The sequence below is a fragment of the Nesterenkonia natronophila genome, from assembly GCF_003595215.1.
GTDB lineage: Bacteria > Actinomycetota > Actinomycetes > Actinomycetales > Micrococcaceae > Nesterenkonia > Nesterenkonia natronophila.
Window position 1 is genome coordinate 286,780 of record NZ_QYZP01000002.1, and the last position, 22,650, is coordinate 309,429.

Below are 22,650 nucleotides of genomic sequence, written 5' to 3' on the forward strand. Positions count from 1 at the left end.
AAGCCCTCTGGGATCCGCGAGGGGAGCCAGTGGATGTCGGTGGGTGCACGTAACCTGGGAGGACCGCTGGATGAAAGTCTTGAAAGGCACGGAGAGCGAAGTGGGCAGGAGCAGATGAACGCGCAGACAAAGCTGATGAGTGAGCGCAGCCCGGTCATACCGCTGGCGCTCCCGTGCCCCACACTCGTCTACGGGGCTCCAGGATCGGGTAAGAGCAGCTCGGCAGTGGAATCGGCTCTGGATTTTCTGCGCACCGGAGAGGACTCCCGGCACCTCCTGGTGCTGTCGCCGACTCGCGACACCTCGGCTCGGCTCCGCGATGAGATTGAATCCCGGTGGGGGGCAGAGGCTCCCGAGGCCGCGCTGAGTGAGCAGCCCTCGCGCTCGTTCGCCTCCTATGCATTCTGGGTGCTCGGAGAGGCCCGCCGCCGCAAGATTCTGCGCTTCGCCGCGCAGGCGCCCAGGCTGCTTTCCGGCGCCGAGCAGGACCGTATCATCGGTGACATCCTGCAAGACATGGTCCGCCAAGGTGCTGTTGACCGCTGGCCCTCGAGCTTGCGGGAAGCCACCAAGGCAGATGGTTTCCGCAAAGAGGTTCGGGAGCTCCTGGACCGGGCGCGTGAGTACGGCATCACCCCCTCCTGGTTGGAACACTCTGCTGAACAGCAGCACATCCCAGAATGGCGGGCAGCTGCCGAGGTCTATTCGGGCTACCTGGAAAGGTTCAGCTCCGCCGACTTCGAAGATGCCTACGACCCCGCCGGACTGATCAGCGAGGCGGCCCGGCTCCTAGAGGAGAACCCCGAGCTCTTGGACGCAGAGCGCCACCGGCTGATGCGCATCGTAGTAGACGATCTCCATGAAGCCAGCCCCAGTGTGTACCGCATGCTGAGACTCATCGGTGCCGGGCGGCCGGTCTTGGCTCTGGCGAACCCAGATACTGTGACTCAGGGGTTTCGGGGAGCGAGACCGGACAAGCTCAAAGGCTGGAGTGAGCTTATGGCGCCTGACCCCAAGCGGGGGCTCTACGGCGAGGTGCCCCAGATTCACCTGCTGAGGGGACATGGCATGTCCGGACGTGTAGCTCAGGTGTATGCGAGAACTGCCCGGAGGATCGCAGCTCCGGCGGAAGCTTCCTTGCGGCGCATGTGGCAGCCGTACCTGCACGGCACCTGGGAAACGAACACCCCCCCAGGCTCCGCTGAAGCTGTCACAGTCGTCAACGACCACGCGGCTGAACGCGCCGTTCTCACCGAAATACTGTGTCGCCATGATTACGGCCATGTCGGGTTCAGCCAGATGGCGGTTGTCACCCGGAGCGGCACCAGTGCTCGGCGCATCAGCCGGGCACTGTCCGCACACGGGGTGCCTGTGCGTCAGTCCATGCGCGACGTCGTGCTCAACAAGGAGCCAGCAGTGGTCCCCCTGCTGAAGCTCCTTGCTTGGGCCAGTCGTGTGCACGACCATGGCGAGCCGCGGCTCAGTCTCAGTGAGATTTTGGAGCTCATCGACTCCAGGTATGGTCTCGGCGACGCGTTGAGCCTCCGGCGCACCCGGCAGCAGCTGCGAAGGCAGGAACGTCAGCTCGCCAAAGCTCAGCGTCGCGATGTGCGCAGCTCGGATGAGCTCATTGAAGCTGCGGCGCACGACCCGCAGGACCCGATCCTCAACCCGATCACCACCCCCGCCCAAGGTGACCGTCCCGCAAACTCCGCCTACGGACTCAAACGCATCGCACTCATGATCGTCGCTGCGCGCTCAGCCGCCAGTGGCAAACCGACTCCTGGTGAGCTGCTCTGGGAGGTCTGGGATGCAGCGGGTCTCGCAGAGGTCTGGCGGGAAGCCACCAAACACCCAGGATGGGATGCCGAACGGGCAGATCGGGACCTTGATGCTGTCCTGGCACTCTTCCACGCCGCCGAACGCTTTGAACAGCAGAATCCGCACGGGACCGCCGGTGATTTCGCTGACTATATGCAGCGTCTCGAACTTCCCATGGACACCCTGGCGCACAACCTCTCAGCTGAGGATGGCGTAGCGGTGCTGACCCCCACCACAGCAGCTGGACGGCACTTCGACACCGTCGTCCTATTGGATCTTCAACAGGGGACCTGGCCGAACCTCCAACCTCGCGGCGAGCTCCTTCGCAGCCGGGAACTGGCAGACGTCGCCGAGGGGCAGAGCAGCGGTGTGAGCGGCAGTCTGATGGTCAAGCGCATGCAGACGCTTCAAGACGAATACCGCCTCTTCGCCTCGGCTGTCTCTCGAGCCACCGAGCGGTTGTTCGCCGTCGCGGTCGAGACCCAGGAGGACAGACCCAGCACTCTGCTCAACCTCATCACTCCTGCTGAGGACCGACCGGCCCCTACAGAGACTCAAGTCCGTCCACTCACGGAGGTGTCCCTGGTCGCGGAACTGCGCGGAGCCCTTGAGACAGATCCCACAAACCTGCCCGCCGCGCGGGCCCTCGCCGCACTCGCTGAGCACAGCATCCCCGGCGCGCATCCCCGCACATGGTGGGGCCTGCCCCAGCTGACCACCACCGAGCCGATCTTTGACCCTGGTGAGGAGCTGACCGTCTCGCCCTCCACAGTAGAATCTGCCATCACGCAGCCCCTGCAGTGGTTCACCGCTCGCGCAGGCGGAACCGAACCTACGGACTTCCACCGAATGCTCGGAACGCTCATCCATTCCATCGCGGAGCAACACCCGGAAGAGACCGATGTCCAGAAGCTGTGCCAGGTGCTCGAAGACCGCTGGCATGAACTTCGGCAGGACGGGTGGGAAAGTGAAGCCGAGAAGGCTAAGGCCAAAGACATGCTGCGGCAACTGGCTGGCTATCACACCCGTGTAGGCAACCGCGAAGTTATCGGGACCGAGATACGCGCCTCCGCGCGAGTGAATCTCGAAGGTGTGACGGGCCGTAGTGCCGTCATCATCACCGGAGAAATTGACCGCATAGAACGAGACGTTGACAAGCTGCACATCGTCGACCTCAAGACGGGCGGCAAAGCTCCCAGCCTCGCTGAGACACAGCGCCATCCGCAACTGGGTCTTTACCAGATGCTGGTCGCGGGAGATCCCGCGCTGAAGACGCTCGGAGACGTAGAGAAGGCTGCACTTCTCTACGTGGCGACGAACAAGCACGCCACCGTGCGGGAGCAAGACGCTGTCCCCAGCGACGAACCCGATGCGTGGCCGCTGAGGCAGCTCCGGCAAGCCGTCCACGCCATGACTCAGCCGACTTTCGAGGCTAGAGCGGCCGCCAACGCGGGGTCCGGGCGTTGGAGCACATGTCGAGTCGGCCCGCTGTGCCCGCTCTGTGAAGAGACCAGGCAGGTGACACAACCATGACAGTGCAGGAGAAAGCCCTGAAGTTCACTCCCGCTCAGATCGCAGAGGCACTAGGAGAGTTCACCCCCACCCCTGAACAGTGCGCCGTCATCGAATCCGGCCTTGAACCGATGCTGGTGGTGGCCGGAGCCGGCTCGGGCAAAACTGCCACCATGGCAGACAGAGTGGTTTACCTCGTTGCCAACGGATTCGTCACACCTCCGGAGATCCTCGGCGTCACCTTCACTCGCAAAGCTGCCGGTGAACTGGCCGAGCGTGTCACTGACAAACTCAAGAAGCTCGTGGAAAAAGAGCTGATCCGAGCTGAGGATCTTATCCCACCTGATCTGCGCATCGTGGCATACGGCAATGCGGAGCACCCAGAAATAGACCTCAGCAGCGTGGTGGAACCCACCATCTCCACATATCACTCCTATGCACACTCCTTGGTGAGTGAGTACGGGCTGCACATGGGGCTGGAACCCGAGTCAGAGCTCGTCGGCGGCGCTCAGTCATGGCAGATCATCACCCGGCTCATCACCGAGTATCAGGACGGCGCGGCGCTCATCCGAGCCGAAGCGAATGCCAGCTCCCTGCCCGAGCAGGTGCTCAAACTCTCCCAAGATATGGCGGAGCACCTCAAGACACCCCCTGAGGTCATCAGCTGGTTAGACACGGAGATCACCCGCGCTGAGGAGTGGGAGCACCACCTCAGTCAAAAAGGCCAAGACCTGCTCAACACATTGAGGCTGCGTCGTGAAACGGCCAAGCTCGCCGCCGAATACCAAGTGGCCAAACAGTCCGAAGCATTCATGGATCACGGAGATCTCCTCCGCTATGCCGCGCAGCTCGCCGCAGCTGAAGACTCACCGGTTCGGACTCGCGAACGCGAAAAGTACAAAGTGATCCTGCTCGACGAATTCCAGGACACATCCCACGCGCAGCTGAAGCTCTTCGCCGATCTCTTCGGGCGGGGCACCGGTCATGCGGTAACCGCCGTCGGCGACCCTAACCAATCCATCTACGGGTTTAGGGGAGCTTCGGCCGGCCAACTCTTCCAATTCCCCCAAACGTTCCCTGCCGTAGACAGCCAGACTGGTCGAACACGGCCAGCAGACCTGAAACAGCTGACCATCGCATGGCGCAACGGTCGCAGCATTCTCGACGTCGCTAACAAGATGGTCAAACCCTTCACGCTCTACACCGAAACCACCGGACCCCGCTGGCATCGCGGCACCGGGCGGTTGCGCCGTCAACTCACCGAACTCATCACCGCTGACCGCATGGATACCCAGGGTCGCGTGCTGACCCCGGAAGGGACGCCACTGGCCGAAGGGCCCGCAGACCCTGCGGAACGGGCGCAACCCATCGCGCCCGCGAAGAGCGTCGCCGACGGGCACGTCTCCTACGGATTCTTCGCCACCGAAGACGAGGAAACCGCAGCTATCGTGGAAGAAATGCGGTCCGCCCTGGATGTTGCTGAAGGCGCAGAATCTCCCGAATGTGCCGTGCTCGCCACGACACACGGCCACCTGGGGAAGATCGCCGACGCCCTGCGCCGCAGTGAAATCCCTTACGAACTCGCCGGGCTCAGCGGGCTGCTCTACAGGCCCGAAATAGTGGAACTTCTCGCCTACCTGCGGGTCCTGTCGGACCCCAAACGCTCCGATGAACTCATCCGGATCCTCGGCGGAGCTCGCTTCAGAATCGGCCCCGGGGACCTCTACCTCCTGGGTCGGCGCGCCTCGGGGCGCGCCCGGCAGCGCAACGGCAGCTTCATCCCGCACGACGAGGACACTCAAAGCTCACTTGAGCCCGAGCTCGATGAGATGCCCTCACTTGTTGAGGCCCTCGACCACTTCGACCTCGACCCCACCGCCGATGAGACCTCCAGACGGGGTTTCTCAGCAGAGGGCATCGAGCGGATAACCCGTGCCAGAGACCAGTTCCGGACTCTCCGAGAGCTCCTTCACCTGGACCTTGGAAGTCTCATCCAACGCATCATCAACGAAACTGGTCTGGGTGTGGAGGTCTCAGCCCGACCCTGGGAGGTCGGCAACCACCCCACCAGACAACTCGACATGCTCATCGAGTACGCCGAATCGTTTGCCGCATCCTCGACCAGCCAGGACCTCACAGGGTTTCTCGATTGGCTTAGCGCTGCAGTCCACCAGGAGAGGGCCCTCGAGCAGGCTCCTGCCGACCCGCAGCCCGGAGCAGTGCAGCTGTTGACTGTCCACGCATCTAAGGGGCTCGAATGGGACGTTGTCGCCGTCGCTGGACTGCGCCGCGACCGATTTCCGCGTCTGCCCCGGATGGCCACCAACTGGACCAAGAAGGACGGTGACCTCCCATGGCCGCTGCGCGGAGATGCCGACTCGCTGCCCCAATGGATCAGCGATCAGAGAGAGGATACAGACAAACGAACTGCCCAGGTCTGGGCGCGATCAGCAGGTGCCACCAGCTCGCTGAAAGACTATGAAGGCCCTGTCTACAAAGATGACTGCGTGGAGTTCAGTGAGGAAGAAGACCGCCGCCTGGCCTACGTAGCCATGACCAGAGCCAAGACCCGGCTGCTGTGCACGGGAGCATGTTTCTATGGGGCCTCCGGCGGGCAGGAGCCCTCGCCCTTCCTGCTCAACGTTCGCGAACTTGCGCAAGAGGCCTCCAACACAGGCCATTTCCAGGAGTTGGCCTGGTATGACCATGACCCCGAGCAGCAGAATCCTCTGGCGAACATCACCCTCAGCGCCACATGGCCCTATGATCCGCTGGAAGAGCTCCCGGTGCGGCAGCAGCTCCTCATCAAGGCTGACCTTCAGGACCCGACGTCAATCGACACCTACGAAGACGTCGACCCCGGTGCTGCCGCACCACCACGCCTGACTCGGCGGCCCGCCATGGAGCAGGCCGCTGACCTGGTGACACGTCAGCTCAGAGAATCCACAGACCTCACCGCGGATGAGCTGAACCCCTGGCTTGAGCAGGCGCGTCTAGTGATACAACGTGCCGAACAGAGACGCTCATCCGCCCGCTCTCTCGAGCTGCCCAAGCAGTTGTCGGCCTCCTCCGTAGTCCAGCTCAAGCACGATCGCACTCAGGTGCTGGAGCAAGCACGCCGTCCGATCCCGCAGCGACCCTCATCTGCGGCTCGGCGCGGCACAGCCATTCACGCAATCATCGAACAGGTCCTGGAAGTGCAAGCGTCGCTGCCGGATATCGACGAGCTTTTCGCCAACTACAACCTAGATGACGTCGACGGCATCTTAGAGTTGGAACGAGTCCGAGCCAGCTACCAGAACAGTCCCTGGGCAGCCCAACCTGCCTTCGCCGTGGAGATCCCGTTGGAGACCACACTGGCAGGCACTACTCTGCGCGGCAGGATCGACGCCGTATTCGCCAGAGATGCACAGGGAACGGCACTGAGCCACCACATCTACGAGACCTGGACCGCGCTACCCCGTGCTGAGCGCGACCGGAAAATGGCGGCATGCACATTCGATTTGGTCGACTGGAAAACCGGTGATGTCCCCAGAGGGCCTGACTTGGAGGAGAAGGAACTGCAGCTGGCCGTGTACAAGATCGCGTTCAGCCGGCTCTATGGTGTGCCTATGGACAACATCCGCGCGCACTTCGCATACCTGGACCAGGGCATCATCCACTCGCCTAAACAGCTGGCCGAGGCGGGGGAAGTAGAATCCCTCATTCGGGAGAAGTGAATCAGACCGGATTTAGTCTTGGGCGACACTCACCCGCCACGCGGAGCCCTCAGTGACATAGACCGCACGAGTGTGCGCGCGGTCGGGAGAACCCTGCCAAAACTCCACCCGATTCGGCACTACCCGCCACAGCGTCCAATCATCGGCATCCACCGATGCCTGCGCTGCCGGACTGCGAGCCTGCAGATCCGCCACACTCTCCCCACGCGGTGCCTCCACCACAGGGCCACGAACACGTACTGACCGCATCAACGGCTGCCACCACACCGTCAATGCGGCGGCGGGACACACACTCAGCTGCTGACCCTTCCGACTCGAGGCGGTACTGGCGAATGCCCAACCCCGAGAGTCAACATCTTTGAGGATCAACATCCGAGAGTCAGGCACACCCCCCGCATCAACGGTGGACAGTGCCACAGTGCGCGGCTCTTCAACACCAGCGGCAAGCGCCACCTCGAGCCACGTCAGAAAAAGCCCCACCGGCTCAGTTGGCAGTTCCCCCGCACGAAAGGCCGGTGGGCTTCCGGTCAATGCAGGAATAGAGCCCAGAAGTGCGCGCGTCGCATGCGTCATAGGAGGAGTTTACGACTCAGACCTTCTCTCCAGCGCGTCGGGTAAGCAGAATGGCGTAGAGCGTGATGGCCACGCCGACCGCCGCCGCGATGGAACCAGCGTAAGCGGGAGCACGAAGGCCCAGCCCCATGTCGATGGTCACTCCGCCCACAATGGCTCCCAGCGCGTTCGCGGCGTTGAACGCGGAGTGGTGGAAACTGGCAGCAAGCTGCGGGGCTTTGGGGGCTGTGTCAATGAGGTGCGTCTGCATCGCTGGCCCAAGGTTCGCTGCGGAGACCCCTACACAGAAGAGGAGCACCAGCATCAGCCAGGGGACATGAGCGAACATGGCGAAGAGCCCCATGAACACGGCCACCAATATCATGGCGACCAGCACCGTCCCCAAGACGGACTTGTCGGTCGCCGCGCCACCGGTGAACGTGCCAATCACCATTCCTGCCCCGAAGATCAACACCACCCACGGCAGTGCACTGTCGTTGAAACCGGTAACTTCCACCGCCACGTGTGAAAGATACGTGTAGATGGCGAACATGCCGGAGAACCCGATGATCGCTAGGCCCACACCCACCCACAGCCGCTGGTTTGCCAGCGCCCGCAATTCGCCCCTCACTGTAGCGCCGGCGGGGGCATCCTGACGTGGAGCCAAAATGGCGACCGCCAGCATCGTAAGGACCGCCAGGAGGGCCACAATCAGGAACATCCAGCGCCACCCGAACTGCTGGCCGGTCCAGGTAACTGCTGGGACTCCAGAGACATTCGCGATCGCTAGCCCGGAGAGCACCACGGCGATCGCGCGCCCACGTTTGGCAGGGCCCACCATTTGGGCACTCATCAGGGCTGCTGTGGCGAAATACGCACCATGCGGCAGCCCGGAGAGGAACCGTCCGGCCAGAAGCGTCTCAAAGTTCGGGGCGACAAAGCTCAGCACATGCGCGAGGATGAAGAGCACCAGTAGGAAGAGTGCATAGGTTTTCCGTTCCCGCTTGGCGCCCATCAGAGCCAGAATCGGCGCTCCCACCACCACGCCCAGTGCGTAAGCGGAGACCAGCATTCCGCCTTGTCCGTAGCTCACACCCAGATCCAGCACGATCTCCCGCTGCAGACCCATGATGGCGAACTCAGTGACCCCGATAGCGAACCCACCGGTAGCGAGCGCCAGAATCGCCCAGACCATTTGGGTGCGGGTCATGTGGTTCTTGGTCACCGAAAATCCAACCGCGCTTTCGCTGCGATCATTCCCAGAAACTGCACTTGAGGCAGAACCGCAGATCAGGTCCCCGGTGGGCGCAGCCCCGGATGGCGGTCATAGAGGGAGGAGGAAGCTTCGTCCGGGCTCGGCGCCGAGTGAGCCAAGGAGGGGGAGCGGGTCGAATCCGCGGAAGCCCCGGAATCAGCAGAGTCAGCTGACGGTGCCGATTGTGCTGATGCGGAGGACGCAGCGGAGGCTGCCGATGAGGACGACGCCGACGAGCTGGCAGAACGTGCGCTCGCCGCCGAAGCCGCAGACGAGGGGAAGAAGTTCTTCCGTTTGGCTCGGCGTTCAGATTCGCCATCCGGCTGAATCGGCAGCGAGCCAGTCACGGGGGCTGGAAGGTCGAACTCGTCAGCGTCGTCGACGTACGCCGGGATTTCCTCCGTCAGCGGGTCGTCGTCTACTCTCATCTCCTGCGATTCAGCTGCAGGCGGACCACCTGCGGGAACCAGCGGCGCCACCGCACCAGTAGGTTGGTCCGATTCCTCGTCAGCGGCTGAGCCGGCGACGTCCGCGTCAGTGACGAAAGCAGGCTCGTCATCGTCTTCGTAAGTGTCCCAGGCGCCGGCCCCAGCGATCGTGGCTGCTGCGCCAGCACGCCTGACCGGCTTGGAGTCCTGAGTGTCGGCCGAGGCCTCAGGAGCTTCTTCCGCCTGCGGGTCCAGTGCGATGGGACGTCCACCATAGTTTTCGATATCAGAGGCCAACTGCTGGAGCAGACCAGCAGCCTCCTCAACCATCTGCTGGTTCCCGCCAGTGGTCCCGCGGATCATCCACTGAGCCAGGGCGAACTCAGCGGAGAGCGCGGCCCGTCGCAGCACATGCTCGTCCGGGTCAGAGTTTCGGTGGGCCGCGTAGGACGCCAGCACACGATCGCTGAAGGTGTGGTCGGGTGAGGCGATGAGCCAGGCCAAGTCATCAGCTGGGTCCCCCACATGGAGATCAGTCCAACCCGTCACAGCCATCACGCGGTCGCCCTCGATAAGCAGATTGTCCTCGTGCAAGTCTCCGTGAACCACAGTGGGCGCAAATTCGTAAAGAGCTCGATCCTCCATGGCGCGCTCCCAGCGTCTCAGCAGAAGCGGGGGGATCCGTCCGGTGGATGCCGCGGCGTCGAGTTCATTCAGCCGGCGTTGGCGTACTCGTTCGGCACTGTAACCGGGAAGGTCGGCGTGGTCCACGACAGATTCGGAGAGATCGTGCACAGCGGCAATGGTGCGCCCCAGGTCCTCAATGAGCTCAGGCGCCGCACCCACCAGTTCACCCAGCGACAAAGGTTCACCGGGCAGGTGGTTGTACACAAACACGCGCATATCTTCAACGCGTGTAGCACCCGCCACGCTCGGCACGCGGAAGGGCAACTCGGCGCGGATGGCGGTGGAGAACCCGCGCAGTACCTGCACCTCCGTCTCCAGGCGCATGGCGGCCTGCTGATGCCGCGGTCCGCGGACCCGCCATCTGTTCCCCGAATCGTCCACGACCACGGCGGACATGAAGTCACGGGCGTCGTCGGGAGCATCGGCCACACCGGTCGGAGAGAGACCCGGCACCGCACGGGTCGCCAAGGCAGCCAATTCCATCGAAGTCCATCGCACGGACCTCAGCCTAGCCACCAGGGGACCAAGAACCGACATGCAACGCGGAGGACTGTGGAAAACGGCGTCGGCAGATGGTCTTCCGGCGGTACGGTAGTGCCCATGACCCATGCCGTGCAGGAGGCCCCACCCGAATCAGTACTGGACGGGCTCGACGCGGAGCAGCGTGCGGCAGCCTCCGCCCTGACCGGTCCGTTGTGCATCCTCGCTGGTGCTGGCACTGGCAAGACCCGGGCCATCACACACCGGATCGCTTATGGCGTCCGTGCCGGAGTGTACGACCCCCACAGGGTGTTGGCTGTGACCTTCACCGCCCGAGCAGCTGCAGAAATGCGCTCACGCCTGACCGCTCTCGGGGCGCCGGGTGTCCAAGCCCGGACCTTCCACGCGGCTGCGCTGCGTCAGCTGCAGTACTTTTGGCCGATCACCGTCGGCGGGAGCCTGCCTCAGATCCTCGACTACAAGATCAAGCTGTTGGCGGAGGCTGGCAAGCGGTTGCGCATGACCACGGACAGGGCGGGCCTGCGCGATTTCGCTTCCGAGATCGAATGGGCCAAGGTCTCCACTCTGACACCTGAGGGCTATCTACTCCACGCAACGGACCGGGAAGCGCCTGCGGGAGCGGACCACCAGGCCTTCGCTCGCCTCTACCAGGCCTATGAGGACATCAAAGAGGATCGACATCTGATGGATTTCGAGGATGTGCTGCTGTTCACTGTGGGCATGCTTGAATCTGATGAGCGAGTGGCCGCTCAGGTCAGGCAGCAGTACCGGCACTTCGTAGTCGACGAGTACCAGGACGTCTCCCCGCTGCAGCAGCGCCTGCTGGATCTGTGGCTGGGGGGACGCGACGAGCTGTGCGTGGTCGGAGACGCCGCCCAGACCATCTACTCCTTCACCGGGGCGACCCCTGACTACCTGCTCAGCTTCCGGCGCCGCTTTCCGGAGGCCGAGGTGGTTAAGTTGGTCCGGGACTACCGCTCCACACCGGAAGTGGTCAAGCTGGCGAACACGCTTCTTGCCGATCGTCGGCCCGGGGGAGCGGCGTCCTGGCCTGCTCCGCTGCAGCTCATCTCCCAGCGCCGAGCTGGCCCGAGTCCAGAACTCACGGAGCATCCCGATGATGACGCCGAAGCGTCGTGGGTTGCAGAGAAGGTCGCTGACGCCACCGGAACCGGGACGCCGCTGAGTGAGATCGCGGTTCTGTACCGCACCAACGGCCAGTCCCAGGCTCTGGAACAAGCCCTGGCAACAGCAGGTATCTCCTATCAGCTGCGCGGCTCCGAAAGATTTTTCTCCCGCCCGGAGGTGAGGGAAGGTATCGCCGCGCTGCGAACCAGTTCGCTGATTGCGGACGATTCAACTGAGTCGGTACCTGAGGCGGTGCGGGGTGTGCTCTCTTCCCTCGGGTGGTCCAGTCAGTCACCCTCCTCTGCCGGTGCCGTGCGTGAGCGTTGGGAATCGTTGGCCGCTCTGGTGGGTCTGGCTGAGCGGTTGGCCGAAGAGCGGCCGCAGCTTACCCTGAAGCTTTTTCTGACAGAGCTGGAGGAACGCTCTGCCGCTCAGCATGCGCCCACCGTGGAGGGTGTGACATTGGCGTCCCTGCACTCGGCCAAAGGCTTGGAGTGGGACGCGGTTTTCCTGGTCGGTCTCTGCGAAGGGCTGATGCCCATCACTTTTGCGCAGTCACAGGAGGAGCTCGATGAAGAGCGTCGGCTGCTCTACGTTGGGATCACTCGAGCCAAGACTCGGTTGTACCTGTCGTCCGCTGCGGCACGCCATCCCGGCGGTCGTGGGCGACGCAAGAGTTCGCGGTTCCTCATACCCCTGCGACGAGAGCTCGGGCTGGAAGAACCAACGCGCCGAATCGCCCCTGGAAATGGAAAGCTCAGCGTCAACGCGGCAGCCCGGAAGCGCAAGGCAGCGGTGTGCGCAGGGTGCGGAGAGGTGCTGACCGTCGGGACACAGATCTCGCGCCGCCGATGCGCGGAATGTCCGCCCCGCTATGACGAAGATCTGTTCGAACATCTGCGCGCCTGGCGCCGGGGTTACGCCCAGGAACTGGAGACCCGCGCCTTCATGGTCTTCTCCGACTCGACTCTAGAGCATCTGGCGGAGCACAAGCCGCTATCAGACCCAGAACTGCTGAAGATTCCAGGGATTGGAGAGCGCAAGCTGGAACTGCACGGGGAACGCCTCAAAGCAGCTATCAGAGCCTTCACCGACGCTGGCTAAAGTGGGGCCTGCTGATCCGCCCATATGACTCCCGCAAGAAAAGCATCGGCCTCCTGAGTACGCGGATAGCGGGCCACAAGCTCCTGGAATCGCGGTCCATGCCCCGGCTCAATAAGGTGTGCCAGCTCATGAACTAGGACGGCATCGACCACCCACCCCGGCATGCTGCGCAGGCGGGAAGAAAGCCGAATCTCTCCGGTGGTGGAGGTGGTCGACCCCCATCTCTTCAGCTGCTTCTCAGACCAAGTCACTGAGGCTGGGGTCGCTGAATCGTCGAGATACTCAACTGCCAGTTCCAGTGCCCTGGACAACAGGGCCTGATCACTGCGCCCAGCTCGCGCGGCACGGTGGGCCAGTCGTTTCCGGAAGGCGCGCGCGTGCTTTTCGACGTCGCCGCGCGAAAGACGCATCGGCACCCGGAGCCGCAATGACCCGCCTGACATATCCGCACTCACCGTCCTTCGACGCTTCGCGGAACGAATCACGATCACTTCTTCGCCATCAATCTGGATCGCGGTCTGCTGCTGTGCCATCGGTGGCCAGTGTACGCCGCCCAAGAGTGGGTGCTGTGGAAAACTCACGACTTCAGATCAACTCGGGCAATAATAAAAAGTATCAAAATTCATCAAACGACAAGGAAAGAGCGCATGAGTACTGTCGCTGCACAGCAGGATCCACACCCCGCTGCAGTCTGCCGAGCCAGGCGCAGACTCGCCACCGTCGTAGTGGAAGGACTCGATCCTGTTGGTTTTCGAATCTCCGAACACCTGATCACAAACACAATCGGAACCCTGGTGCTTCGTGATGATCATCAGGTGACCCTGCGGGATGCTGGGTTTCGTTCCGTAGATGTTGGGCGAAATCGGGCTGAGGCCGCTGCTGACCTTCTCACCGGCAAAGCAGAAGAATCCGCCGTAGTTGAAGCGCCTCCGGATTCCTCCATTCGTGGAGCAGACCTGCACGTTCTGGTGGGCAGTCACAGGTTGCCTGACACGGTGCTCAACGGCAGTCTCGAAGAGTCGGCTGCGGTGCTGCCCGTGATGGTCACAGCCACCGGTTGGCGAGTCGGACCGCTTCTGTTGCAGGAGTCGCTCGTCTGCAGCCACTGCATGGGCGTGGGTCGACTGACTGAAAGGCGCCCATTCCGCGTATTCGCTGATGCGGGCCTGCTGGGGGAGGCCGCTGCGGCAGTGGCGGCGCAGCAGGTCGCGGTGCTTATCGACGGGATGGTCCCGTGTGCAATCGCAGGTGCAGGACTGATGGCCGATGCAGCCACTGGGAGCATCGAACTCTTACGTCACCTTCCGGGACAGGAGTGCGCGTGCCTGGAGGCTTCCGAAGAGCTCGCCGGGGAAGAGTTGAACGGGCTGTGAGCGAACGGAGACGTCATACACCAGGCACCAGCGATACCCTTTAGTCTCACGCTTTGTCTCAACTGGAGCAGGAGCCAGCGATGTCTGATCAGCCCGACGACAACGAGCGCCGCGAGCCCAACGAAGAAGAGTTTCTGCGCAAACTCTTCGGCGAGGCCTTCGGCGATAAGTCCGGCACAGGGGAGGAGGATTCTCCCAAGAGTGACTCCGGTCCCTCGATGGGATTCACCGGAAACCCGGGCGGGTCTGGGGAGCAGTCCGGAGCCCCGAGCGGCTTCCCTGGGTTTCCCCCCGGCTTCGACCCCTCACAGCTTCCCCCGGGCTTCGGTGACCCCCAGATGATGCAGCAGATCATGGGACAAGTCCAGGCCATGTTCTCCGCTATGCAGAACCAGGGCGAGGCAACGGTCAACTGGGAGCTCACCAAGAATGCAGCCGTCTCAGCTCTGGGGGATAACGACGCCGCCGTCACCCCTGTGGAGAGCAAACAGGTGGATGACGCGCTTCGCCTCGCCGAAATGTGGCTCAACGAGGCCACCAGCTTCGAACCCATCGGTGCCATCGGGCAGGGACTGAGTCGCAAGCAGTGGATCGAGCAGACATTCGAATCCTGGCAGCGCCTCACCGAGCCGGTGGCTGAATCCGTAGGCCGTGCCATGGGCCAGGTAGTCCGCCAGCAACTCGAAGACGGTGAGGGTCTCAACCTACCTGAAGAGATGAAGGGAATGCTGCCCCCTGGTGCTGCTGGTCAGGTGGCGAGCATGATGGAACGCATGGGCGGCGTCGCCTTCGGTGCACAGATTGGCCAGGCCATCGGCGAACTCGCCGGTGAGGTGCATTCCGGTTCGGACATCGGGTTGCCGCTGGCAGGGCCCACCATGGCCCTCGTGCCGGGAAACATCAAGAGTTTCGGCCAGGGTCTGCAGGTGGAGGATGAGGAGGTCCTGCTGTATCTGGCCCTGCGCGAAGCTGCCCGAATGCGTCTGTTCGTTCGGGCTCCCTGGCTGGAGGATGATCTTTTCAACGCGGTGGCCCAGTACGCTGCTGGAATCCACATCAATATGGAGCGCGTCGAAGAAGCAGCCAGCCAGATCGATCCCTCCAACCCTCAAGAGATGGAGGACCTCTTCGGTGAGGGCCTCTTCCAAGCGGACCGCACCCCTATGCAGGAAGCTGCGCTGAGTCGGATCGAGACCACCTTGGCCCTAGTCGAAGGTTGGGTTGATGACGTTGTCGCCGAAGCTGGTGCCCACCTGCCCTCCCTGGGCAAGTTGCGGGAAACGATGAACCGCCGCCGGGCCACCGGTGGGCCAGCAGAGGCTGCTTTCGCTGCCCTGGTGGGCCTCGAGCTGCGCCCCCGTCGGCTGCGTGATGCCGCCGCGCTGTGGGCCCACCTGAGGGAACAGAACGGGGTCGCCGGGCGCGACGAAGTCTGGGCTCATCCGGACCTCCAGCCCGATGAGACAGACCTGGATGACCCCGCAGGCTTCCACGGCCGGCGTGCCGAGCGCCAGGCGGAGGCGGCGAAAATCGATGATGAGCTCAAGAAACTGCTGGACGGTGGCTATGACGGTCCAGACACCTCCCGCGGAGACCAGGGGTGACCCTGCGCAGAACGGTTCAGACGCTTGCCGGTGCAGGTGCGCTGGTCGCCGGTTTGGGTGCTCTGGCGCTTCCCAGCGCTTACCTTCTGGAGTCGCCGGGGCCGATTTTCGACACCATTTCAGAGATTGACGATCAACCCGTGATCACGGTCGACGGTGCTTCGACCTACGAGACCGACGGCACATTGGCCCTGACCACGGTGTATGTCAACGGTGCTCCCACCTCCACCGTGCGTGTGCCGGATGCGATCCGAGGCTGGCTCTCGCCCAGCGTAGATATGACACCGCATGAGTTGATCTACCCGTCAGGCACGACCGAAGAAGAGGTCCGTGACCTCAATACTGCGGCCATGGCGTCGTCGCAGGAGTTGGCGCTTGCAGCCGCTCTTGACTACCTCGGGGTGGACTACGCAGTGGAACTCTCGATTATGGAATTCACGGAAGAGGCCATTGCCGCAGGGACCCACGAGGCGCTCGCCGCCGGGGACATTCTGCTCAATGCTGGGGGCGAGGAGATCACTGGTATTGAAGGATTGCGCCAGGCCGTCAATGACGCCGCCGGTGAACCGATAGAATTGACTCTGGTCCGGGACGGTGAACATGTCGAAGTCGAGGCACCTACCTATCAGGAAGCTGATGGGGAGTACTACGTAGGTATTCTGCTGGGCAGCGAATTCGAGTTCCCCGTCCAGGCGGACATTCAGCTTGAGGAGGTCGGAGGACCGTCTGCTGGGCTGATGTTCGCTCTGGGGATCATCGACACCATGACACAAGAGTCACTGACTGGCGGGGAGGACTGGGCTGGGACTGGGACAGTCGACCCTGACGGGAAGGTTGGCGCCATCGGTGGCATTGCTCAGAAGGTGGCCGGTGCTCGCAGCCAGGGTGCCGAGTATTTCTTGGCTCCGCGTGATAACTGTGATGAGCTGGAAGGCAGGCTTCCGAACGACTTGGAAGTCTATGGGGTCGATGACGCTGATGAGGCAGTCGAGGTACTTGAAGCCGTCAGAGACGGTGATGAAAGCTTTCTCGCGGGGCTCTCGCCCTGCGGCCGGTGAGGACCCGGCACACTTGCACCTAAAATGAGTACATATAGAGATGAGGACAGACGTTGAGCTTCTCACAGGGATTCGGCAACTCGAACCCCTTCTCCGGTGGCGTCTTCGGCTCCGGCGCGGGTAACGGCGGTAATCGGGGAGGCGGCGACAGCTCTGGCGGTCGGCAGGCGGGCAGTTCCGGGGGGCGGCGTCGCCCCTCAGCGCTGATTATCACCATCATCATCATCGCCGCCATGCTGGGTGCTTTCGTGGCATTCGCCGGGTTCTACGCAGAAGTCATTTGGTATTCCCACTTGGGTTATTCCGAGGTGTTCTGGACTGAGTGGATTGCCCGGGCGTCGTTGTTCGCCGTCGCGTTCGTGATCATGGCAGCCCTTGTGTGGGTCAGCCTGTTCATGGCGTTCCGTACTCGTCCGCTGGGACTCGAAGGTCAGCTCGGTGAGGCGGTCAACCGCTATCAGTCGACTCTGACGTCCATGCGACGCCTGCTGATTTTCGGCTTGCCCACTCTGATGGGTCTCTTCGCAGGCACCGCAGCTCAGGCCAATTGGCAACAGGTGATGCTGTTCTTCAATCAGGAACCCTTCGGTCAGACCGACCCAGAATTCGGTCTAGACTTCAGCTTCTTCATCTTCACTCTTCCATTCTTGAGTTTCATCAACGGCTTCCTCATCTCAGCCGTGCTCGTGGCAGGAATCGCCGGCATACTGTGTCACTACTTGTTTGGCTCAATTCGAATTGAAGGCACCGGCAAGGTCGTGGTGGAGAAGGCCGCACGCTGGCATATAGCCGTCGTCGCCGCCGTGTTTGTCCTGCTCCAGGGCGTCAACTGGTGGCTGGGACGCTACGCGACCCTACAAGACCAAGGGGGCACCTGGGCCGGTGCGCTCTACACCGATGTCAACGCTGTCATCCCTGCACAGACAATTCTGGCGATCGCCGCAGTGCTGGTGGCACTGGTCTTTCTGGTCACTGCGATCACGGCGCGTTGGCGTTTCTCTATTATCGGAACAGCCTTGCTCGTGGTGACCGCGATCATCGGCACCGGAGTGGTGCCCTTCCTGATGCAGGAGTATCAGGTGCGGCCCACTGAGCAGTCTCTTGAAGCCGAGTACATCGAGCGCAATATGGACCTCACGCGCTTCGCCTACGGCCTCGACGAGCTGAACAAGATCAACTACCGTGCCACCCAGGAAGCTGAGGAAGGCGCATTGTCGGGGGATGCTCCCAATATCGAGAATATTCGCCTGCTGGATCCGAACCTCGTCTCTGCGGCCTTCCGGCAGTTCCAGCAGTTCCGCCAGTACTACACTTTCCCAGACACGCTGAGCTTTGACCGCTACGACATTGATGGCGAGACCTTCGACACCGTCATTACCGCACGCGAGGTCAACGCGCCCGAAGGTTCCTGGGTCAACGAGCACCTCGTGTACACCCACGGTTACGGGCTTGTGGCAGCCAACGCGAACACGGTCACACCTGAGGGTCGTCCCGACTTCAGCCTTCAGGGCATACCTACGACTGGTGATTTGGCCAGTGATGAGGACTATGAGCCACGCATCTACTTCGGCGAATTCACGCCGCAGTATTCGATTGTCGGCGCTCCGGAGGACGCGGCTCCCAGAGAGCTGGACCGTCCTGCTGTGGAACTGACCGATGACGAAGAGGGTGAGGAGGCTGCTGATAACGGCGACGAGGGTCAGGATACGCAGTACACATTCACCGGGGACGGTGGACCTTCTGTAGGTAACCTGTTCAACCGGCTGATCTACTCGCTGACCTTCCAGTCTCCAGAGATATTCCTCTCCGGCGACGTCAACGAAGAGTCTCAGATTCTCTACGATCGCCACCCCCGTGAGCGCGTGGAGAAGGTGGCCCCATACTTGGAGGTCGACCAGAACATCTACCCAGCGATCGTGGATGGAAGCATCAAATGGATTGTGGAGGGTTACACTACATCCAACGACTTCCCCTACTCCGCAGAGCAGCAGCTGGAGTCCGCCACGCAGGACGCACTCACACAGGGTGCCCCGCAGCTGACGGGACAGGTGAACTACATTCGGAACTCGGTGAAGGCAACTGTTGATGCATATGACGGATCTGTCACGCTCTACGCCTGGGACGATCAGGATCCGATCCTGCAGGCGTGGCAGCAGGTCTTCCCAACCTCGTTGGAGCCGTACTCGGAGATGAGCGCGGAGCTTCTGGACCACATTCGCTACCCAGAAGACATGTTCCGAATCCAGCGCCAGTTGCTCACGGAGTACCACGTGGATGCGCCGAATGACTTCTACGAGGGCAACGATGCCTGGTCGGTTCCTGAGGACCCGACCAGGGAAGGTGGGGACCCCCAGCCGCCGTACTACATGACGCTTCAGATGCCCGAGCAGGAGGAACCAAGCTTCTCGCTGACTTCGACGTTCATCCCGGCCACCGAGGCCGACGGGCAGCAGCGCAATGTGCTGTACGGTTTCCTCGCGGCATCCGGTGATGCCGGAACTGGTGAGGATGGTGTCAAGAACGAGGACTACGGCAGGTTGCGAATGCTGGAGCTGCCTCGTGACACCGCAGTTCCCGGTCCGGGGCAGACCCAGGCCAACTTCGATTCGAACTCCACCATTGCGTCTCAGTTGAACGTGCTGGAGCTCGGCGGATCTCAGGTGTTGCGCGGCAACATGATCTCCATGCCGGCCGGTGATGGCATTCTCAACGTTCAGCCCGTCTACGTTCAAGCGACGGGGACCGGTGCCGCCTACCCGGCGCTGCGTATGGTGCTGGTCGCTTTCGGTGAAAACGTCGGTTACGGCGACACCCTGCAGGACGCTCTCGACATGGTCTTTGGCGGCGACGCTGGAGTTGAAGCCGCTGAGGGCGCCGGGGTGGACGCCGATGAGGTGGAGGAACTCGTCGACGCAGACCCGGTCGAAGGCGCGGAGGGCATGGCCGAGGAAGAAGACGAGGCGCCGGCCGAAACCGAGGAGGCGACCGCCCCTGAGGAAGAGGATGAGGACGAGCAGGACGAGACACCTGCCGCCGAGGGTGATGAGGAGCGTCTGGAAGAGCTTCGTCAAGAGGCAGCCGATATTTGGGCTGAGCGCAACGAAGCCTTCGCTGATGGTGACATGGCCCAGTACCGGGAGCTCGAGCTCGAGTTTGAAGACACGCTCGATGAGCTCTTTGAGCTCGAGTCTCAGTTGGCAGACTAGCCGATCGACTCAACGCTGAATTGGTGGCGGACCCGGGGAAGAGCGCCCCAGTCCGCCACCAATTTTGTGGGGGGTTCGCCTGCATGTAAGATAAACAAGTCCCGGAAACGGGAAGCCCAACGCGGGGTGGAGCAGTTCGGTAGCTCGCCGGGCTCATAACCCGGAGGTCGCAAGTTCAAATCTTGCCCCCGCAACGATGAAGGGCCGCTGACTAGGAGTTTTCCTAGAACAGCGGCCCTTTTTCTTTGCCTTCAAGAGTCATCCAAGCTCTAGACCAAGCTCTAGGGTTATAGGAACAAGAGTGTGTGTGTCTCGGGTGTGTCAGGGTTGTCCGGCCCAGCCTTTGCGGGCCTATAGTCCTGCTTCAGCGATGGCTTCGGTGCCGTTGGTCTCTGGGCCCTGAGATTCTTCCTGGGGGACAGTTACGCTCGAGGTTTCGACAGTCTGCTGCCAGTGGCGTTGAGCTAGTGACCAGGGGTCGTGTGGGTGTTCCGTGAGGGTGTTGAGTAGCCAGCTTCGTGGCGCATACACCACAGACCGGATGATTGCGAGGATTAGTCACTGAACATGCTCTCAGGGCATGTTCAACCCCCACGTCGGCGCTATATCAAGCCTCTAGCGCCATCTTGTACACACTGTTGTTCCTATAACCCTAAAGCGTCCACTGCCTGGTTATCTACTGTCGATTGCTAGTCGGTGTCTCCCACCTGCTGACTGTGTCGTTGTGGTTCACCTACGCCATCTCTGTGGCCGACAGGGGGCGATCTAAGGCGTGAAACGGCATGTGTTAATTACGTTCCTCGATGATCGGGTGTTGGTTTGACCTCGCATGGATGCGAGGCGGGAGGGCGAAAGAAAAACTGACCTAACTGCCAGTACGCATGAGAGAGGAAACCGGTCATGTCTGATCGAGACATCAGAGTTTACGGTCCCAACTACGACACTGAGCACCTGAGCGTTGACCTCGATAAGAAGGTTCGCACCCTCGGGGGTGCCTCAATCATTATCTTCGGTGAGGATCCGGTTCTCCGAGCTATGCAGGCGCAGGCGCTTGCGAACACGTGGGGGCTGAAACTGATGAAGAACCCCATCAAAGCCGACGCCCAGCATAATCCTACTGAGGGTCTGACGGTTGGTTTGCATTGTGTGGAGCCTACGGTTGCTGCCGACGGGTTCGTGCACAACTGGGTGCTCAACGCAGCCGTTGAGGGTCCCAGGATCATGGTCATTGACGTCGCTGAGGGAACTGACATTGCGGTCTCCGCCTTGAAAGTCTGTGCGTTATTCGTGAAAGTGGGAGGCCCAGACTTGCCTTCAGCTGGTATAGACAGTGGAACGTCGGTGCAAGATGGCGACTCTAACGTTCAGTCGCCAAACTTATGCACCGGTTATACCGGTATGAACGCATACTCCTCTCTAATGAGCCTGAGGAGCAGAAGCGGATCACCTGGGGCTTGAGATTGAGTCGTCTGGTCGACCGGCTCCTATGTAGTTGCTCAGTCAGCTGGGATTGCCTTCAGCACAGCGTCTCGCAGCCGCAAGTCATCTGGCCCAAGTCCGGCTATGGCTTCGGATAGAGTCACCTCGGTTTGGGAGATCACGCGGAAGCCTTCCTTGCGGGGTGAGTCAGCGACAAAGATTCGTGAGTAATCAGGAGTGGAGACAAGCCCAGGGGTCCAGTCCACTGTAGTCACAGCTGTCGGCCCGAAACGAAGGGTCACATGGGCATCGTCATCACTGGCGCGTCCCAGTTTGACTGACCATTCCCACTGACCCTGCCAATTCGAGGTCACGCGATCGAAATGGTCCACCCCCAACGCTTTATTGACCTGGTCCAGCAGCTGTGTCCGGGCGAAATCCCGCAGTGAGGCTTTCACCTGGCGGAGGGTTCTGCGGCCCTCCTCGAATTGCCGGCGAGCATGTTCAGCCACGATGTCGGCAAACTCCTCGGCTGCACGATCGCGTCGGGAGGCCCCGTAGCGGGATGACTCTCCGGTCTCACACATGATCTTGATGAAAGCGAGCTGATCGTCGAGATTCACTGCTGCTGGTCCTTCCACGAATTGGTGAAACATCTGTTGGAGAAAGAAGTGTTGCTCAGGGTGCCTGCCACGCCAGGACCGATCTCGCGCCACATAGTTCTTCAGATCGCTGAGGAGTTCGGAGTAGGTGACGACGACCGCCTGTTCCCACCCATCCTTCAGAAGATGGGGCATATGTCGCATACACAGAAGGACGACCACGGCCCTGCGCCGGTCCCCGGCAGCATGGGCGAGATAGCGGTAATAGTCATGCCCGTGGCCGTCAGAGGTTCCGTAATTCTCGATGGCCAGGGCGGCATCACTGCGGACAAGGAGCAGGTCGGCGATATCCATGCCTGACTGCTCATCACTTTCGGTCTGGACCTCTTGGAAGACTCGGTAGCCGGTGGCTGGGAGCTTTCGCTCCTGCGATAGAGCTCCGTTGACTCGTGAAAGAAAGATCCGCTGGAAAACATCCCCTAGCTCATGGGTGGCGTCTTCTCGCATCAGCCAGGCGAAGACATTGGAGAGCTGTTTCTCGTGAGTGCCGTGATGCATCACTCGGAAGACGTTGAACTCCTCCGCCAAGCTTCGTGACAGCCCAGGCAGCAGCCTCGTGACAAAATCGGTCACTGACCTTTGGTCTGCAGACATAGAACCAGCCTATCTAGGTGCGAGCCC

General features: G+C 61.7%; 13 protein-coding genes and 1 tRNA gene. 9 read left to right on the top strand and 5 right to left on the bottom strand.

Annotated features, from left to right (window positions below; genetic code table 11):
• The first annotated feature begins 114 nt into the window (after positions 1-114).
• Positions 115-3,354 (top strand): UrvD/REP family ATP-dependent DNA helicase, encoded by a 3,240-nt coding sequence (locus D3250_RS06485; protein ID WP_158583087.1) that lies wholly within the window; start codon positions 115-117, stop codon positions 3,352-3,354.
• Positions 3,351-7,052, top strand: a complete 3,702-nt coding sequence (locus tag D3250_RS06490; RefSeq protein WP_119902556.1) for an ATP-dependent helicase — start codon at positions 3,351-3,353, stop codon at positions 7,050-7,052. Before D3250_RS06485 ends, D3250_RS06490 begins: the two co-directional genes overlap by 4 nt.
• A gap of 12 nt (positions 7,053-7,064) precedes the next feature.
• On the opposite strand, the gene D3250_RS06495 is transcribed toward D3250_RS06490, so the two are convergent.
• From D3250_RS06495 to D3250_RS06505, 3 genes are all read right to left on the bottom strand, one after another.
• Positions 7,065-7,625, bottom strand: coding sequence for a pyridoxine/pyridoxamine 5'-phosphate oxidase (locus tag D3250_RS06495; RefSeq protein WP_119902557.1), 561 nt, complete (start codon positions 7,623-7,625; stop codon positions 7,065-7,067).
• Between the two features lie 16 nt (positions 7,626-7,641).
• Complete coding sequence (locus D3250_RS06500; RefSeq protein ID WP_119902558.1) at positions 7,642-8,814, bottom strand: MFS transporter; 1,173 nt, start codon at positions 8,812-8,814, stop codon at positions 7,642-7,644.
• An 80-nt stretch (positions 8,815-8,894) separates the two neighbouring features.
• Entirely contained in the window at positions 8,895-10,472 is a 1,578-nt protein-coding gene (locus D3250_RS06505) for a phosphotransferase (RefSeq protein WP_158583088.1), read from the bottom strand.
• 102 nt (positions 10,473-10,574) lie between these two features.
• Here D3250_RS06505 and D3250_RS06510 point away from each other — a divergent pair, with 102 nt between their 5' ends.
• On the top strand, positions 10,575-12,707 hold the full coding sequence (locus D3250_RS06510) for an ATP-dependent DNA helicase UvrD2 (protein WP_119902560.1): 2,133 nt from the start codon (positions 10,575-10,577) through the stop codon (positions 12,705-12,707).
• Here the strand turns inward: D3250_RS06510 and D3250_RS06515 are convergent.
• Entirely contained in the window at positions 12,704-13,240 is a 537-nt protein-coding gene (locus tag D3250_RS06515; RefSeq protein ID WP_119902561.1) for a M48 family metallopeptidase, read from the bottom strand. The two genes, D3250_RS06510 and D3250_RS06515, sit on opposite strands and share 4 nt — an antisense overlap.
• Before the next feature lie 114 nt (positions 13,241-13,354).
• On the opposite strand from D3250_RS06515, the gene D3250_RS06520 reads away from it, so the two are divergent.
• The 6 genes from D3250_RS06520 (at position 13,355) to D3250_RS06545 (ending at position 21,406) form a co-directional block, all read left to right on the top strand.
• Positions 13,355-14,080: a ubiquitin-activating E1 family protein gene (locus D3250_RS06520; protein ID WP_119902562.1), complete on the top strand. Its 726-nt coding sequence runs from the start codon at positions 13,355-13,357 to the stop codon at positions 14,078-14,080.
• An 80-nt stretch (positions 14,081-14,160) separates the two neighbouring features.
• Positions 14,161-15,684: a zinc-dependent metalloprotease gene (locus D3250_RS06525; RefSeq protein ID WP_119902563.1), complete on the top strand. Its 1,524-nt coding sequence runs from the start codon at positions 14,161-14,163 to the stop codon at positions 15,682-15,684.
• A complete protein-coding gene (locus D3250_RS06530) occupies positions 15,681-16,742 on the top strand; it encodes a YlbL family protein (RefSeq protein ID WP_119902564.1) in 1,062 nt (353 codons plus the stop codon). Before D3250_RS06525 ends, D3250_RS06530 begins: the two co-directional genes overlap by 4 nt.
• A gap of 53 nt (positions 16,743-16,795) precedes the next feature.
• On the top strand, positions 16,796-19,948 hold the full coding sequence (locus D3250_RS06535; RefSeq protein ID WP_119902565.1) for a UPF0182 family membrane protein: 3,153 nt from the start codon (positions 16,796-16,798) through the stop codon (positions 19,946-19,948).
• Between the two features lie 120 nt (positions 19,949-20,068).
• Positions 20,069-20,142 (top strand) — tRNA-Met (locus tag D3250_RS06540).
• 706 nt (positions 20,143-20,848) lie between these two features.
• Entirely contained in the window at positions 20,849-21,406 is a 558-nt protein-coding gene (locus tag D3250_RS06545) for a hypothetical protein (RefSeq protein WP_119902566.1), read from the top strand.
• A gap of 38 nt (positions 21,407-21,444) precedes the next feature.
• Here the strand turns inward: D3250_RS06545 and D3250_RS06550 are convergent, their stop codons facing one another.
• Positions 21,445-22,623 carry a PD-(D/E)XK nuclease family protein gene (locus D3250_RS06550; protein ID WP_119902567.1) on the bottom strand — a complete coding sequence of 393 codons (1,179 nt, stop codon included), beginning with the start codon at positions 22,621-22,623 and terminating at the stop codon, positions 21,445-21,447.
• Between the last annotated feature and the right edge of the window lie 27 nt (positions 22,624-22,650).

Bases quoted from the DNA above. Each gene is read 5' to 3' on its own strand.
- D3250_RS06525 (WP_119902563.1), top strand. From the start codon at position 14,161: ATGTCTGATCAGCCCGACGACAACGAGCGCCGCGAGCCCAACGAAGAA.
- D3250_RS06490 (WP_119902556.1), top strand. From the start codon at position 3,351: ATGACAGTGCAGGAGAAAGCCCTGAAGTTCACTCCCGCTCAGATCGCA.
- D3250_RS06520 (WP_119902562.1), top strand. From the start codon at position 13,355: ATGAGTACTGTCGCTGCACAGCAGGATCCACACCCCGCTGCAGTCTGC.
- D3250_RS06515 (WP_119902561.1), bottom strand. From the start codon at position 13,240: ATGGCACAGCAGCAGACCGCGATCCAGATTGATGGCGAAGAAGTGATC.
- D3250_RS06485 (WP_158583087.1), top strand. From the start codon at position 115: ATGAACGCGCAGACAAAGCTGATGAGTGAGCGCAGCCCGGTCATACCG.
- D3250_RS06510 (WP_119902560.1), top strand. From the start codon at position 10,575: ATGACCCATGCCGTGCAGGAGGCCCCACCCGAATCAGTACTGGACGGG.
- D3250_RS06495 (WP_119902557.1), bottom strand. From the start codon at position 7,625: ATGACGCATGCGACGCGCGCACTTCTGGGCTCTATTCCTGCATTGACC.
- D3250_RS06545 (WP_119902566.1), top strand. From the start codon at position 20,849: ATGTCTGATCGAGACATCAGAGTTTACGGTCCCAACTACGACACTGAG.
- D3250_RS06550 (WP_119902567.1), bottom strand. From the start codon at position 22,623: ATGTCTGCAGACCAAAGGTCAGTGACCGATTTTGTCACGAGGCTGCTG.
- D3250_RS06500 (WP_119902558.1), bottom strand. From the start codon at position 8,814: ATGACCCGCACCCAAATGGTCTGGGCGATTCTGGCGCTCGCTACCGGT.